The sequence below is a fragment of the Halorarius halobius genome, from assembly GCF_024298865.1.
GTDB lineage: Archaea > Halobacteriota > Halobacteria > Halobacteriales > Haloarculaceae > Halorarius > Halorarius halobius.
This window is the reverse complement of sequence record NZ_CP101161.1, coordinates 278,046-291,789: the sequence shown is the minus strand read 5'-3', so window position 1 is coordinate 291,789 and position 13,744 is coordinate 278,046. Positions and strand designations below refer to the sequence as shown.

General features: G+C 72.0%; 14 protein-coding genes. 5 read left to right on the top strand and 9 right to left on the bottom strand.

Going from position 1 to position 13,744, the window contains the following annotated elements:
- Positions 1-56: 56 nt before the first annotated feature.
- The 3 genes from NL112_RS01435 to NL112_RS01425 all read left to right on the top strand — a co-directional run bounded on the left by NL112_RS01435 (position 57) and on the right by NL112_RS01425 (position 1,872).
- A complete protein-coding gene (locus NL112_RS01435) occupies positions 57-431 on the top strand; it encodes a winged helix-turn-helix transcriptional regulator (protein ID WP_255150846.1) in 375 nt (124 codons plus the stop codon).
- Positions 432-673: 242 nt separating this feature from the next.
- Positions 674-1,267 carry a hypothetical protein gene (locus tag NL112_RS01430; RefSeq protein WP_255150845.1) on the top strand — a complete coding sequence of 198 codons (594 nt, stop codon included), beginning with the start codon at positions 674-676 and terminating at the stop codon, positions 1,265-1,267.
- A 62-nt stretch (positions 1,268-1,329) separates the two neighbouring features.
- On the top strand, positions 1,330-1,872 hold the full coding sequence (locus tag NL112_RS01425; RefSeq protein WP_255150844.1) for an NUDIX hydrolase: 543 nt from the start codon (positions 1,330-1,332) through the stop codon (positions 1,870-1,872).
- Here NL112_RS01425 and NL112_RS01420 read toward each other — a convergent pair.
- Both NL112_RS01420 and NL112_RS01415 read right to left on the bottom strand, forming a co-directional pair.
- Entirely contained in the window at positions 1,869-3,503 is a 1,635-nt protein-coding gene (locus NL112_RS01420; protein ID WP_255150843.1) for a class I adenylate-forming enzyme family protein, read from the bottom strand. The genes NL112_RS01425 and NL112_RS01420 overlap by 4 nt on opposite strands.
- Before the next feature lie 55 nt (positions 3,504-3,558).
- A complete protein-coding gene (locus tag NL112_RS01415) occupies positions 3,559-4,233 on the bottom strand; it encodes a helix-turn-helix domain-containing protein (RefSeq protein WP_255150842.1) in 675 nt (224 codons plus the stop codon).
- An 84-nt stretch (positions 4,234-4,317) separates the two neighbouring features.
- Between NL112_RS01415 and NL112_RS01410 the strand changes: the two genes are divergently transcribed.
- Entirely contained in the window at positions 4,318-5,967 is a 1,650-nt protein-coding gene (locus tag NL112_RS01410) for an NADH-quinone oxidoreductase subunit D (protein WP_255150841.1), read from the top strand.
- Positions 5,968-6,424: 457 nt separating this feature from the next.
- On the opposite strand, the gene NL112_RS01405 is transcribed toward NL112_RS01410, so the two are convergent.
- Genes NL112_RS01405 through NL112_RS01380 form a run of 6 tightly spaced genes read right to left on the bottom strand, consistent with a single transcriptional unit; the run spans position 6,425 to position 11,942 of the window.
- Entirely contained in the window at positions 6,425-7,501 is a 1,077-nt protein-coding gene (locus NL112_RS01405; RefSeq protein ID WP_255150840.1) for an archaeosine biosynthesis radical SAM protein RaSEA, read from the bottom strand.
- Positions 7,498-7,944 carry a VanZ family protein gene (locus NL112_RS01400; protein WP_255150839.1) on the bottom strand — a complete coding sequence of 149 codons (447 nt, stop codon included), beginning with the start codon at positions 7,942-7,944 and terminating at the stop codon, positions 7,498-7,500. Before NL112_RS01400 ends, NL112_RS01405 begins: the two co-directional genes overlap by 4 nt.
- A 28-nt stretch (positions 7,945-7,972) precedes the next feature.
- Positions 7,973-8,884, bottom strand: a complete 912-nt coding sequence (locus NL112_RS01395; RefSeq protein ID WP_255150838.1) for an E3 ubiquitin ligase family protein — start codon at positions 8,882-8,884, stop codon at positions 7,973-7,975.
- Positions 8,885-8,927: 43 nt separating this feature from the next.
- Positions 8,928-9,458 (bottom strand): DUF7519 family protein, encoded by a 531-nt coding sequence (locus tag NL112_RS01390; protein WP_255150837.1) that lies wholly within the window; start codon positions 9,456-9,458, stop codon positions 8,928-8,930.
- Positions 9,448-11,310 carry a DUF58 domain-containing protein gene (locus tag NL112_RS01385; protein WP_255150836.1) on the bottom strand — a complete coding sequence of 621 codons (1,863 nt, stop codon included), beginning with the start codon at positions 11,308-11,310 and terminating at the stop codon, positions 9,448-9,450. Before NL112_RS01385 ends, NL112_RS01390 begins: the two co-directional genes overlap by 11 nt.
- A complete protein-coding gene (locus NL112_RS01380; RefSeq protein ID WP_255150835.1) occupies positions 11,307-11,942 on the bottom strand; it encodes a DUF4129 domain-containing protein in 636 nt (211 codons plus the stop codon). The genes NL112_RS01385 and NL112_RS01380 overlap by 4 nt, the downstream gene beginning before the upstream one ends.
- 101 nt (positions 11,943-12,043) lie before the next feature.
- Here NL112_RS01380 and NL112_RS01375 point away from each other — a divergent pair, with 101 nt between their 5' ends.
- The gene (locus NL112_RS01375; RefSeq protein WP_255150834.1) at positions 12,044-12,937 is read left to right on the top strand and encodes an alpha/beta fold hydrolase; all 894 of its coding nucleotides are present in this window, start codon (positions 12,044-12,046) and stop codon (positions 12,935-12,937) included.
- Here NL112_RS01375 and NL112_RS01370 read toward each other — a convergent pair.
- Entirely contained in the window at positions 12,912-13,739 is an 828-nt protein-coding gene (locus NL112_RS01370; RefSeq protein WP_255150833.1) for a hypothetical protein, read from the bottom strand. The genes NL112_RS01375 and NL112_RS01370 overlap by 26 nt on opposite strands.
- Between the last annotated feature and the right edge of the window lie 5 nt (positions 13,740-13,744).

Genomic DNA, 13,744 nt, shown 5'->3' with positions numbered 1-13,744 from the left:
CCGCTGTCCGTGGGGGAGATACCTTTTTGTCGTGACCTGTGGTAGCATATCGCATTATGGCCTGCGACGACGACCCACCGAGACCCGAACCGGGAGACGACCTGTTCGAGGTGTGTCCGGTCGCCCGCGCGTTCGAAGTCGTCGGCTCGAAGTGGCGACTCACGGTGCTCCGGAGTCTCCAACTGTACGGCGAACAGCGGTTTAGCGAGATACAGGAGACGACGACGGCCGACTCGACGACGCTCTCGCGGGTGCTCGACGAACTCGAACAGCGGGACCTGGTCCGGCGCCGACTGGAGGACGACCCGATTGCGACGTACTACGACCTGACCGACCGGGGCGCCTCGCTCACCGGCGTGTTCAACGAGTTCGAGGAGTGGGCCTGGGAACACACCGCCGCGGAGATGCCGGCCGTCGAACTGCCCGAGTAGCCACGGACTGCGCCTGCCCGGTTGCGTCGTGTTACTTCGTCGTGTCGCCGTGACCAACTCACGTTAATATCACAATAATTATAATTCCTACCGAGTCGAACGGTGGGTCGTGGGCTCCAGGCCCTGATGTGTCATGCCACGCGAGCCAGCACGCGCGGATGTCGAACCGAGACGCTACGAGACCGACCCGACCGGGGGTCGAGATGTGACCGAGCGGGGTCGTGCCACCAGCGGGGTGACCGATGGCGACCGCTGAGGAGGCGCTGTCCCACCGCGAGCAGATAGGCCTCGTCGTCGACCTCGCGGACCGCGAGTTCGCCGTCGCCGCGGTGCTGGTCACCATCGGCGCGCCGATAGCGGCGTACCTCTCGGGTGTCGCGTCGCTCATGTTCTACGTCCACGTCGCGCTCGGGGCGTTCTGGTTCGGCCTCGACTTCTTCTTCAAGTTCGTGATGGGGCCGTCGCTGGACGCCGCACCCGACGAGGCGGCCGGCGCCGTCAACTACCACCTCGTCCCCAAACTGGTGACCGTCGCCGAACCGCTCAGCGTCGGCGTCGTCGGGTCGGGCATCGGGCTGGCGCACCTGCTGGGCTACTGGGCGGACCCCTCCATCTGGCTGTGGGGCGCGCTCACCATCGGCGGGTTGATGTTGCTCAACGGGTTCGGCCCGCTCCATCGAGCGACCACACGGCTCGTCGTCGAACTCGACCGGGAGGACCCGGACGGCGAGCGCCTCGACGCGCTGTTCGGCTCGGCGCTTCGCTGGGGGCTCCTCCAGAGCGCGTTCATGCTCGCCATCGTCGTGATGATGGTCGGGCTCCGCGGCCTGCTGTGAGCGGCCCCCTGCCGACGACCCCCCGTCCCGAGGTTTTTGCCGGGTCCACGCGGAGAACAGGTATGACCGACGACCCGCTCGCGTGGGAGACGCTGGATTCGGCCGTCGACTACACCTGCCCCGGGTTCGACGTCCAGCGCGACGACGTGCGCCTGCCCGACGGCACCGAGACGGAGTTCCACTTCCTCACCGAACCCGACTCGGTGGTCGTGCTCCCGTTCACGCCCGACGGCGACGTGGTCGTCATCGAGGAGTGGCGACAGGCGGTGAAACGCGTCAACCGGGGGCTCCCCGCCGGGGGGCTGGAACCGGGCGACGACGACGTCGCGACGGCCGCGCGCCGGGAACTGGCCGAAGAGACCGGCTACGAGGCGGGGACGGTCGAGCGGCTCTGCACGTACGAACCGGCCAACGGCCTGCTCGACGCGACGTTCCACTACGTCGTCGCCCACGACTGCGAGCCGACCGCCGAGCAGGACCTCGATTTCAACGAGTCCATCCGGGTCGAGGAGGCGGCGTTCGACGACCTCCGGGCCGACTGTCTCGCGGGCGAGATGCGCGACGGCCGGTCGGCGCTGGCGATACTGCAGTACGCGCTCCGCTAAGGTTCCCAGTCGGGGAACGCCTCGTCGCGGTCCCAGCCGTGGTCCTCGCGGTCCTCCTCCGCGTCCGCGAGTTCGACCCGGCGGATGCGCTCGGTGGGGGTCCGCGGGAACGAGTCGGTGAACTCGACGTACCGGGGCACCTTGTACGGCGCGAGCGTCGCGGCGACGTGGGCCACGACGTCGCGTTCGGTGACCGTCTCGTCGGCGCGCATCACCAGCACCTTCACCGTCTCGCCGAGCATCTCGTCGGGCACCGGAATCGCCGCCGACTCGGCGACCCCCGGCAGTTCGTCGACGACGGTCTCTATCTCCTGGGCGGAGATGTTCTCGCCGCCGCGGCGTATCATGAACTTCTTCCGGTCGACGTAGTAGAGGAACCCCTCTTCGTCGCGGCGCACCACGTCACCGGAGTGTATCTTGCCCTCCCGGAGCGTCTCGGTCGTCTTCTCGGGCATGTTCCAGTAGCCGTCCATACAGCCGGGGTCGGTACGGACCAACTCGCCCGTCTCGCCGGCGGGCACCTCCTCGCCGGCCTCGTCGAGCACCCACGCCTCGTGGCCGAGGTCGGGGAACATCGGCTTCCCGATGGCCGTCGGTTTGCGGGCGTCGAGGTCCGGGTGGTTCATCAGCAGGGTCGTGCTCTCCGTCTGGGAGTATATCTGGACGACGTCGAGGTCGAACCGCTCCTGGAACCGGTCCCAGAGTTCGTCGGAGATGGGCCCGATAGCGAGGTCGAGCGACGTGTCGGGAATCTCGTCGTCGTCGTGCGTGGCGTCGAGCATCTTCGGGACGCCGCCGATGATGTTGAACGAGGTGACGCCGTACTCGGTGACGACGTCGAAGAAGCCGCTGGCCGAGAAGGAGTCCGCGAGGACGTACTCGCCGCCGAGCAACAGCGACCCGAGCATCGAGTACACCTGGTTGTTCGCGTGAAAGAGTGGGTAGGGGTTGAAGTTCGTCCCGTCGGGCGAGACAGGCGCCCCGAGGAAGCTCTTCGCACCGAGGAGATACGACTGGTGTGACAGCACCGCGGGTTTCGGCAGGCCGGTCGTTCCCGACGTGTAGAGGATGGCGAGCGGGTCCTCGTGGGCCACGTCCGGGGTGGGTGGGTCATCCGCCTCGGCGACCAGCGCGGGGAGCGCGTGGGTGTCGGCACCCTCGAACGCGGCGTCGCCCTCGGTGACGACCACCGTATCGAGACGGTCGTACTCGCGGGCGACCGGCGCGAGTCGGTCGTGGTACTCGTCGTCCGGCCCGACGAGCACCGCCGACATCTCCGCGGACTCGACGGCGTGGCTCACCTCACGCTCGCGGTACATCCAGTTGATGGGCGCCTGCACCGCCCCCAGTTTCGCGCAGGCGTACGCCGCGACGACGTAGGTGGGGCCGTTCTCCAGATACAGCCCCACGCGGTCGCCCTGCTCGACGCCGGCGGCGTGGAGGGCGGCGGCCACCTCGTCGACGCGGGCGTCGAGTTCGCCGTACGTGAACCGCTCGCCGGTCGGCGCGAACGCGAGATACGGGTCGTCGGGCCACAGGTCGGCCGCGACGGCGACGGCCTCCCCGACCGTCTCGGCGGTCGCCACGTCGTCGTGGAGGCGCTCCTGTACGGCCTCGTACGTGCGGGACATGTCTACGGGATTCCCCGACGGCCCCGATAAATGTTTCCCAGCCGAGGGGTCGCGACTACGCGGGCCCGCCGGCCCCCCGCGTCACGAGTTCGCGCATCACCGCCCGCTCCGCCTTTCGGAGGTGCTCGTCGGCGGTCCCGGCCGCACAGCCGATGCGGTCGGCCACGTCCGCGACGGTGCCGCTCCGGGGCACCTCGTAGTAGCCGGCGTCGACGGCGGCCGCCACGGCCTCGCGCTGGCGACTCGTCAGCCCGGGGTCGAACAGGGGGGCCCGTTCGTCGTACTCGCCGATGCGGTCGACGGTGGCGTCGACGCCGTCGGGCAGGTCGTCGAGCAGTTCCTGCAGGCGGTCCGGGTCGCCCAGCACCGTCAGGGTCGCCCGTCCGCCCTCGAAGAACTCCACGGGCGGGACCAGCACCAGCCCCGTCCGCGAGAACGCTTCGAACATCAACTCGTCCAGCGGGTCGCCTTCGTCCTTCAGGTAGGCGTAGAACCCCCCGTCCGACGGCTCCGTGAGTTCGTACTCGGCGACGCGGTCGGTCGCCTCGAGCGCGTCGCGGTACGCTCCCCGGTCCCCCTCGACGTAGAACAGTAGCGTGTCCCAGCCGTCGGTCGCGGTGTTGCCGGCCAGAAGCAGGTCCCGGTCGATCTCGTCGCTCTCGCCGATGCGCTGGTGGACGGGGTGGCGGAGCGCGCTGTCGACGCGCAGAGTCAACCGCAGGTACTTCACGGCGGCGGATGGGGCGGCCTCCCTAATAAATCTCCGAACGAGTGAGGCAGAAATCAGCCACACCTGGCCGCCCACGTCCCGCGTATGAGCCTCGAACGGCCAGCGGCCGCCGAGTCGGTCGCTGGCGACGCCGACCTCGCCGCCCTCCTCGGGGAGTACGCCGTCGACACCGACGACCACGAGAACGCGCCCGCGTTCGTCGTCCGCCCTGACGAGGTGCAGGACGTGCTGTTCCTGCTCCGCGACGAGGCCGGCTTCGACCACTGTTCCTGCGTGACCGCCCAGGAGTACGAGGACCGCTACGAGACCATCTACCACCTCAAGAAGTACGACGACCCCACCGACGAGGTGAGCGTCGTCGTTCCGACGGCGAAGGACGAGCCGGTCAGCGAGTCCGCCAACCCCGTCTACCGGACCGCCGATTGGCACGAGCGGGAGGCGTACGACCTCGTGGGCATCGAGTACGACGACCACCCGGACCTGCGGCGCATCCTCCTGCCGGAGACGTGGCAGGGCCACCCCCTGTCGCTGGATTTCGACGGCGAGAAGCCGCAGGTCGTCCCGTTCCGCGAGCACGCCAACCCCCTGGAGGACGACGCCGGCGACTCGGACACGATGTTCCTCAACATCGGCCCACACCATCCCTCGACCCACGGCGTGCTCCACATCGAGGCGACGCTGGACGGCGAGCAGGTCGCGGACGTGGAACCGGACCTCGGCTACATCCACCGCTGTGAGGAGCAGATGTGCCAGCAGGGCACCTACCGCCACCAGATAATGCCGTACCCCGACCGCTGGGACTGGAGCGGTGCGGGCCTGCTCAACGAGTGGGCCTACGCCCGGGTCGCCGAGTCGATGGCCGACATCGACGTACCGGAGTACGCGCAGGTGATTCGGACGATGTCGGCCGAGTTGTCGCGCATCCTCTCGCATCTGCTCGCCGTCGGCACGTACGCGCTGGACGTCATCGGGGAGTTCACCGCCGCGTTCATGTACGCCATCACCGACCGCGAGAAAGTGCAGGGACTGCTCGAGGACCTCACCGGTCAGCGGCTGATGTTCAACTACTTCCGGCTCGGCGGCGTCGCGTGGGACCTCCCCCAGCCCCGCGAGGAGTTCTTCGAGAAGACGCGCGACTTCCTCCAGGAGGTGCCCCGGCGCCTCCAGGAGTACCACGACCTGCTGACGGGCAACGAGGTGCTCCAGATGCGGACCGTCGACACGGGCCGTCTCGACCCCGACATCGCCAAGAGCTACGGCTGTACCGGGCCCGTGGCGCGCGCCTCCGGTATCGACTACGACCTGCGCCGGGACGACCCGTACGGCTACTACGACGAACTCGACTGGGACGTCGTCACCGAGGACGGCTGTGACAACTACGCCCGCTTGCTGGTGCGGATGCGTGAGGTCGAGGAGTCCGCGAAGATAATCGACCAGTGTATCGACCTGCTGGAAGACTGGCCCGAGGACGACCGGACGATACAGTCGAACGTGCCCCGGACGCTGAAGCCGGAGGCGGACACCGAGATATATCGCGCCGTCGAGGGCGCGAAGGGCGAACTCGGCATCTACATGCGCGCGGACGGGACGGACAAGCCGGCGCGGTTCAAGATACGCGGACCGTCGTTCTCGAACCTCCAGGCGCTCCCCGAGATGGCCGAAGGCGAGTACGTCCCGGACCTCGTCGCGTCGCTCGGGAGTCTGGATACGATTATGGGCGAAGTCGACCGCTGAGCGCCCCCAGTTTTTTCAGCATCGGTTCTGGTTGTCAAAATTGTGCTGGTGGACGGTCAGAAGGGCGACGACCCTCCGGACGACGACCGACGTCGTCGTGCGGTGGTCGTGCTCGCGGTGGTTTTCGTCCTTGCCGCCTGTGGCGCCGTCATCGCCAGCCCCGAGCTCGCGCCGAGCGACCCGTTCGGGGGGACAGGGGACCTGACGGTGCAGGCAGTCGACCAGAACGGTGAGGCCGCATCCGGACAGGAGGTCACCATCGTCGACCCCGAGACGGGAGCCGTCGTCGCGTCGGGGTCTACCGACGAGGAGGGGGAGGTGGAGTTCACGCTCGACCAGGCCGAGTACGAGGTCACGGCTGGCGACAAGACGACAGACGTCACGCTCGACGAGGACAGCGAGACGGTCGAACTGTCGGTCACCGTCGCCCCACCTGAACCGAGCGGGTCGCTCGGTGTCAGTTCGTCAGCGGCTGGCCGAAGCTCTTCTCCCGCTCGACGACGGCCTCCCACGTCAGTTCACACTCGCAGGACACCTGCTCGAACACCGAGGGGTCCTGCCGCAGGTCGAAATCCTTGATGGCTTTCTGGGCGCGGTCGTCGCACTCGCCGCAGTTGTGTGGCCCCCGGTCGGAGCCGTGGCCCACGGGGTCGGAGACGACGATGGCCTCGACGTCGGCGGTCGATTCCAGCACCTCGCAGACGCTCCAGAGCCACGGCGGCCGGTAGCCGCCCGCGTGGAACACGTCCTCGACCATCGTGTGTTGCTGGACGTTCGTCGGGTTCATCGAGACGGTGTGACAGCCGTCGACGGCGGCACAGCGGCGGACGCTCGATTTCATGTCCGCGACGGCCTCCCGCTCGGTGAGGAACAGCGGCTTCATCAGCAGGTACGCCTTCACGCCCGCGCCCGCCGCCCGTGCCTCCTCGCAGGCGGCCTCGAAGTCGGAGAAGTCGAAGTACTTGTTCACGCAGTCGTGGCGCACGCGGTCGGTCGCGGTCTCGAGGCCGACGGCCACGTCGGTCTCGACGCCGCGGTCGGTGAACTCCCGGAGTTTCTCGCGGTCGACGAAATCCGGCAGGGACTCGACGACCATCCGGTCGCGGTCCGCGAACGTCTCGGCGATGGCGTCGCGCGTCTCGGCGGGCACCTCCCGCTCGTCGAGGAACGACCCGGAGGTGTATATCTTCACGAGACTCGCCGGCTCGTCCGCGTTCTCCTGCTCGTGGTCGAGACAGTGCTGGACCTGTGTCATCAGGTTCTCGTGGCCGACGCTCCCGCCGTCGACGCTCTCGGCGACGTAGCCGCACATCGTACAGCCGCCGGCCCGCGCCCACCGACAGCCGCCGGTGTTGAGGATGATGGTGAGGCTCTGCCGGACGCCGTCGGGCGTGTTGTCCTCGTCGAGCCACACGCGGGTCGGCTCCGTCGGGTCGTACGTCCGGTCGTTGCGCGACCGCACCTCCCGCATCACCGCGTTGTGGGCGTCCATCCCCTTCCCCTGCTCGTACACGTCGGGGGTCGGCTGACTCATTGCCCCTCCTTTCCGGTCGAGGGGGAAAGCGCCTTCGGGTCGCCCGCGTCTGCGTCGTCGGCGCCGGCGACGACCCGGAACGGGAGCGCCCCGGCGACCGCCCCTACCGCGTCGGCCGCCGCGTCCGCGGCGCTCAGCGACCGGTACGGGAGCGGCCCCTGGACGAGTTCGACGCCGACGCCGAACGCCAGGCTGACGAGCGCGACGCCGACCAGCGCCCGCGTCGAGAGGCGGCCGCCCGCAGGCAGGCGAGCGTAGCCGAGCGACGCCGCGAGCGCCGCGTAGCCGGCGGCGTGGAGCCACTTGTCGAAGCCGACGCCGAGCAGGAACCGGTCGGGGCCGGGGGCGGGCCGGACGACGGAGGCCCCGAGGACGGTAGCCGCGACGAGTGCCACCGCGGCGTACCGGAGCCACCGCGGCGCGAGCGGGACCTGCCGGACCATACTGGCGCGTGCATCCCGACGGGGAAAGTCACACCGGGAGCGGCACGCCGAACAGCCCCGCGAACCACCCGAGGCCGACCCACAGCAGGACGGCACCGCCACCGCCCGCGAGCGCGGCCCGGAGCGCGTAGCGGTCGAGCGTCCCCGAGCGGGTCCCCTCGCTGACGACCAGCGGGTCGTCGCCGCCGCGGACGGTCGGCGGGTCGCCGGCGGCCTCCCCGAGGACGGTCACCTCGGTCCCCGGCGTCAGCGCCGACTCCCGGAACCGGAACCGCTCGCCGCCGATGTCGAGGTCCGCCACGTCGGCCGCGCGGCCGGGCGGGTTCCCGGGGTCGCGCTCTTCGACCGTCTCGCCGGCGACGTCGAGGCTGGCGTCCGTCGGGTCGACGGCGACGGGGCCCGAGCCGTCGTCGACGCGGAACTCGACGCCGTCCCGTCCTGAACGGGCCTGCGACCACGCGCGTCGGCCCTCGTTGTTCGTACCGTGGCGGTTCTTCGCCTCGACAGTCCACTCCCAGGCGACCGCGCGAGTGCCGAACAGCGGCGAGGCGGGCGGTTCGTCACACTCCACGAGGCCGGTGACCGACACCGGGCCCGCCTCAACGTCGCCGGTCGGGGTGTCGCCGCGGAGACGGAACGCCGCCCACCGGCGTGCCGTGCCGGCGCCGTACGCGACCGCCAGCAGGCCGCCGGCGACCAGTAGCATGGCGAACCCGACCGAGCGGACGCCGCCACGCGACCCGGGAAACGTGCCGACAGCGCCGAGTACGAGCGGGAGCGCGACGACGCTCACGAGGACGAGAGCGACGTAGCCGCGCGAGAGCCCCGGCTTCCGATTCAGGTAGTCACGGGCGCTCGGGGTCGCCAGGCCACCGAGTAGCATCAGGAGGGCAATGGACATCATCGCGCCGAACAGGACGACGTCGTAGCCGAGAGCCACAGGCCCTCGGTGTCCGGGGGTCGGGAAAAACGTTCGCCCGCGGCTACGTGCGGTCGCGTACGACCGCCACGAGCACGACCGCCGCGAGGAGCAACAGCGGGACGGCCGCGGGGACGGCCCCCGTCGGGAGGCGGTACAGCGTCACCGCGACCAGCGCCGTGGCGACGAGCAGGCTCACGACCACGACGGCGTGGACGAGTTCGACCCGCATCGACCGGGCTCCCCGTCCCACCTCCCCGCCGAGGTCGAGCGCGTACGTCGCCTGCTCCCACGCGACCAGCGTCGCGCCCCCGGCGACGAGAAGCGGCACCGCGGGGTAGCCGGTCAGGCCCGCGACGACCACGGCGCCCGCCAGCAGCGCCGTCCCGAGACGGACGGCGCGCCGCGACCGCCGCCGGAGTCCGGCGGCCAGCGCCGCCGTCCCGCCGCCCCCGACCACGAGCAGTGCGACCGAGCCACCGACGACCAGCGGCACCGCGGCGGCCGCAACCACCGCCAGCCCCGCGGCGACCCGCGTCGCCCGGCGGTCGGGCCCCGACCCGGTTCCCCGGGTCCAGTAGCGGTCATCCGTCACGGGCGAGCACCTCCTCGACCGGACGCTCCCACGGCCAGTCGACGACTGCGACGCCGGCCGCCCGTAACCCCTCGATTCGTCGGTTCCGGCGGGCGTACGCGAACCCCTCGTCCGGTCGCGCGGGGTCCGCGACGGCCGGCGACAGCACCGTACAGCCGCCGCCCCGGGCCGCGAGCCGTCGGGCCGCCCCGACTGCGGCGTCGTCGGCCAGCGGCGACACCAGGACGGCGTGGCCGTCCGGCGGAAGGTGGCCCACCTGCCCGTCGAGCGACCCCGTCTCCCGGTCGGGCGCGGTCCAGTCGAACGCCGGGTCGCCGAGCAGGGCCGCACGAATCCGGTCGAGTTGCTCGCCGCCGGTGCCGGTCGCCAGCCAGCAGGGGTGCGGCGACAGCGCGGTCAGTCCGACGGGAACCGCACGCCCGTCCGCGAGCAGGCCGGCGGCGACGGCGTACGCCGCCCGGACGCCCCGCTGGACGGCGGGCACGTCGGCGTCCGGTGGCGCCACGTACGCCGGCGCCCGGGCGTCGACCACGACCACGACCGGCGAGAGCCGTTCCTCCCGGTACCTGACGGTGGCGAACTCGCCGGTGCGGGCGAACCGCCGCCAGTCGACGCTCCCGAGCGGGTCGCCGGGCCGGTACTCGCGGACGCTGTGGAACTCCACGCCGGGGCCGGCCGTCGCCGTCGACGCCGCACCCGGCACCGCCCCCGCGACCGACTGCCCGGGCTCTGCCTCCAGACGGCCGAACCCACAGGTGAGCACCGTCTCCGGCGCGGCCGCGGGCCGCGTCTCGACGCGAGTTCCGGTCGGGTCGCGTGCGGTCGCGGTCGGTGAGTCGAACGCGTGGCGGCCCGGCACCGCCTCCACCTCGTAGCTCGTCGAGGCGGCCGCCCCGGGCCGGAGCGCGGCCGCGAGCCGCGGACTCCCGTCGGCGACGGTCAGACCCGCGGGCACGCCGTCGACCACGCGGAGGTCGAAAAGCGGCGCGTCGCCGGTGTTCTCGACGGTCACGGTGACGGTGACCTGTTCGCCCGGTGCGGGCGACGGGGTCGACAGGTCGCGGTCGACGCGGACGGTCGGCTCCGGTGCCCCGAAACTCCGGCCGACCGCCACCACCGCCAGCCCGAGCCCGCCGACCAGAAGTAGCGCCGGCCGCCCGCCGAGCACGCCAATTCCGCCGACGAGGAGCGCACCCGCGGCGACGACGCGCCCCCGGCCTGTCGACCGCCCGGTCGTAGGTGACGCTCCGGTGAGTGTACCGCCGGACCGCCCCCGGAGCGGGTCGCGCGTCGGGCGTGCGGTTTCGTCGGCGGTCAGGGCCGCAATCGCGGCCGCGGCGTGGCGGGCGCGGCGGGCCGGCGTCGGCTCCCCCGCGGCGAGCGCGCGGAGGCGGTCGCGGAGCGACGCCGGCGCCCCGGTGAAGAACGCGGCGGCCGGCGCGTCGTCGGTCCAGGTGCCCGCATCGAGCGACGCCTCGGCGGCGTCGCGGTCCGCATCGGTCGTGGCGACGAGCGTCTCGGCCGCGAGTTCCCGGAGCGTCTCGCGGACCGCTTCGGGCGAGCCGTCGCCGCTCCGGGCGGGCCACGCGCCATCGAGGAGGGTCGCGAGGGCGTCGTCCGGTCGCCGGTAGGTCGGTCGCCGTTCCGGCGTCGGTCGCTCGGCGTCGGCGTCGCGGGTGCGCAGGAGCGTCCGGCCGGCCGCCGCGACGGCGACGACGCCGAGCAGTATCAGCGCCGCCCGGACGACGAGCGCGTCGACGGCCCGCCCCAGCGACGGTACCGCGAGCATCGCCGCGCCAAGCGCCGCCGTCGTCGCCCCGACGCCGAGCAGGAGGACGCGTCGGAGCCTCACTGGTCGGCCCCGTCGTCGGTCGCCCGGTCGGCGGCGGCGCTGGCTCGCCGCTCCGCCCGCTCGGTGGCGTCTTCGTCACCGTAGCGGACGCGCCGGAACAGGGTCGTCAGTTCGCTCACGGCGTCGGCCGGCGCGCCCATTCGGCCGGCACGACGCGCCAGTTCGGCCGGCGTCGCCGTCTCGTCGTCGCCGACGTGCTCGCGGAGCCGCGCCCACGAGCGGTAGACGCCGTTCGTTCCGGGGTCGCGGTAGCCGACGGTCGGTGCGGCCGTCTCGTCGCCATCGGACGAGCGGTCCGCCTCCCGCCCGTCGCCGGTGAGCGCGTAGACGGCGACGGCGCCGCCGGCCACGACGAGCGCCGCGCCGACGAGCAGGCGCAGGTCCGGCGACGGGCGCTCATCCCCGGTGTCGGGGTCGACCTCCGGCCACAGCGGGGGCGGACCGCTCCCGCCGCCGGGACCGGGACCGGACGACTCGCCGAAATCGGCGTCGCCCCCGGCGGGCGTCAGCGTCGCTCGGTGCTCGGTGCTGGTGTCGCCACCCAGGTCTGGGTCGTAGCCGCCGGCGCCCACGGCGAGGGCCGCGACGGCCGCCAGCGCGAGGAGGAGGGCTGTCGGGCGGGGAGAACTCACGGCTACCGGGCTGTGGGCCACGAGCGTAATCAGTGTTTGTGGTCGCCCGACACGTCGGCAGTCGGGCATAATCCTTTGGCCGATGAGCGACAACGACCGACATGGAGACGGCCGAGGACTGGGCGGACGCGCAGGGGTTCGACCGCGGGACGGTCGACTGCGGCGAGGTCGACCTCCACTACGTCGCCGCCGGCGACCCCGCGCGGGAGATGGTGCTGCTGCTCCACGGCTTCCCGGAGTTCTGGTACACGTGGCGCGACCACGTCGCGCCGCTCTCGGAGGAGTTCTTCGTCGTCGCGCCCGACCTCCGCGGCTACAACCTCTCGGACCGACCCGCCGAGGTGGCGGCCTACGAGCTCTCCCGGCTCCGCAACGACGTGTTCGAACTCGTGCAGGCGTTCGACCACGGTTCGACCCACCTCGTCGGCCACGACTGGGGCGGCGCGCTGGCGCTCTCCTTTGCCCGCCACCACCCCGCGCACGTCGACCACCTGGTCGTCGCCAACACGCTCGACCCCGAGCGGCCGCGGGCGCAACTGCGCGGCCGACAGCTACTGCGCTCGTGGTACACGGCCTACTTCCAGGTGCCGTGGCTCCCCGAGCGGTTGCTGTCGCTCGGCGACTTCCGGGGCCTGCGTGGCGTCTACGACGACACCGCGGTTCCCGACGCCTACACCGACGAGGAGATAGACCGCTACCGCGTCGCGTGGGGGCGGGACGGCGCGGTCCGGGCGGCGGTCAACTACTACCGCGCGCTCGGCCGGTCGACGGTGAAGCGGGTCGCGCGCATGGAGCGGGTGCCACGCATCTACGTCCCGACGCGAATCATCTGGGGCGAGGACGACCCCGCACTGGAGTCCCGGGTCGCGGACGCCATCGCGGACGGCATCGACGACCCCGACGTCGTCCGCTACGACGACGCGACCCACTGGCTCCACGCCGAGTATCCCGAGCGCTTCAGCGACGACGTCACCGCGTTCCTGCGAGGCGCCTGAGCGCCGCCGCGACCTCGTCGGGGTCGTCGATGTCGTCGGCGTCGAACGTGAGCGCCGGCCGCCAGCCCCGTCGCTCGACGCGGAGGCTCCCGCCCTCGTGGCGCACGCCGGCCACGCCGTCGCCCGCGAGCAGGTAGCGCACCTGCGGGTTGCCGTACACGAGCGTCGACTCGCCGAGCCAGACGTGCCGCTCGTTTGCGCCCTGGGCGGCGAGCGCGACGGCCCCGCCCAGCGTCCCCACCAGCGACGGCTCGCGGAACCACACTATCGCCGCGAGCAGGCCGCCGCCCGCCACGGCCGCGCTCGCGTAGTAGAGGCGTCGCCGCCGCGGGTCGGGGCGGGCCCGCCACTCCAGGGCGTCGGCGTCCCCGAACCGCGCCCGCGCCTCGGCGTTGCGCGCCATGACGCGGACGACCCAGCCGACGGCGACGACGGCCATCCCGCCGAACAGCCCGACGAGGGCGGCCCCCGAGAGACCGGCCGGGAGGTCGCCGTCGAGGCCGACGGCCAGCAGTGCCAGCGCGCCGACCACGACCCCGAGGCCGACGGCGCCCGGGAGCCACGACAGCCCGCTCGCGTACAGCGGTCGCGGCCGGAGCCACCGCGGGGTGCCGGCGACGGCGAGCGCCGCCCCTGCCAGTCCCGCGACCGCGGGCCACGTCACGACGACGGCCGGGTAGACTATCCTCGCGGGCTGGCCGTCCGCGACGAGCGCGGCGACGACGCCGACGCTCGCGAGCGTCGCCAGATACGCGGAGAGGACGACTCGGTAGGTGGAGCCGTCGCCGTCGGTGGAGGGCATCGTCC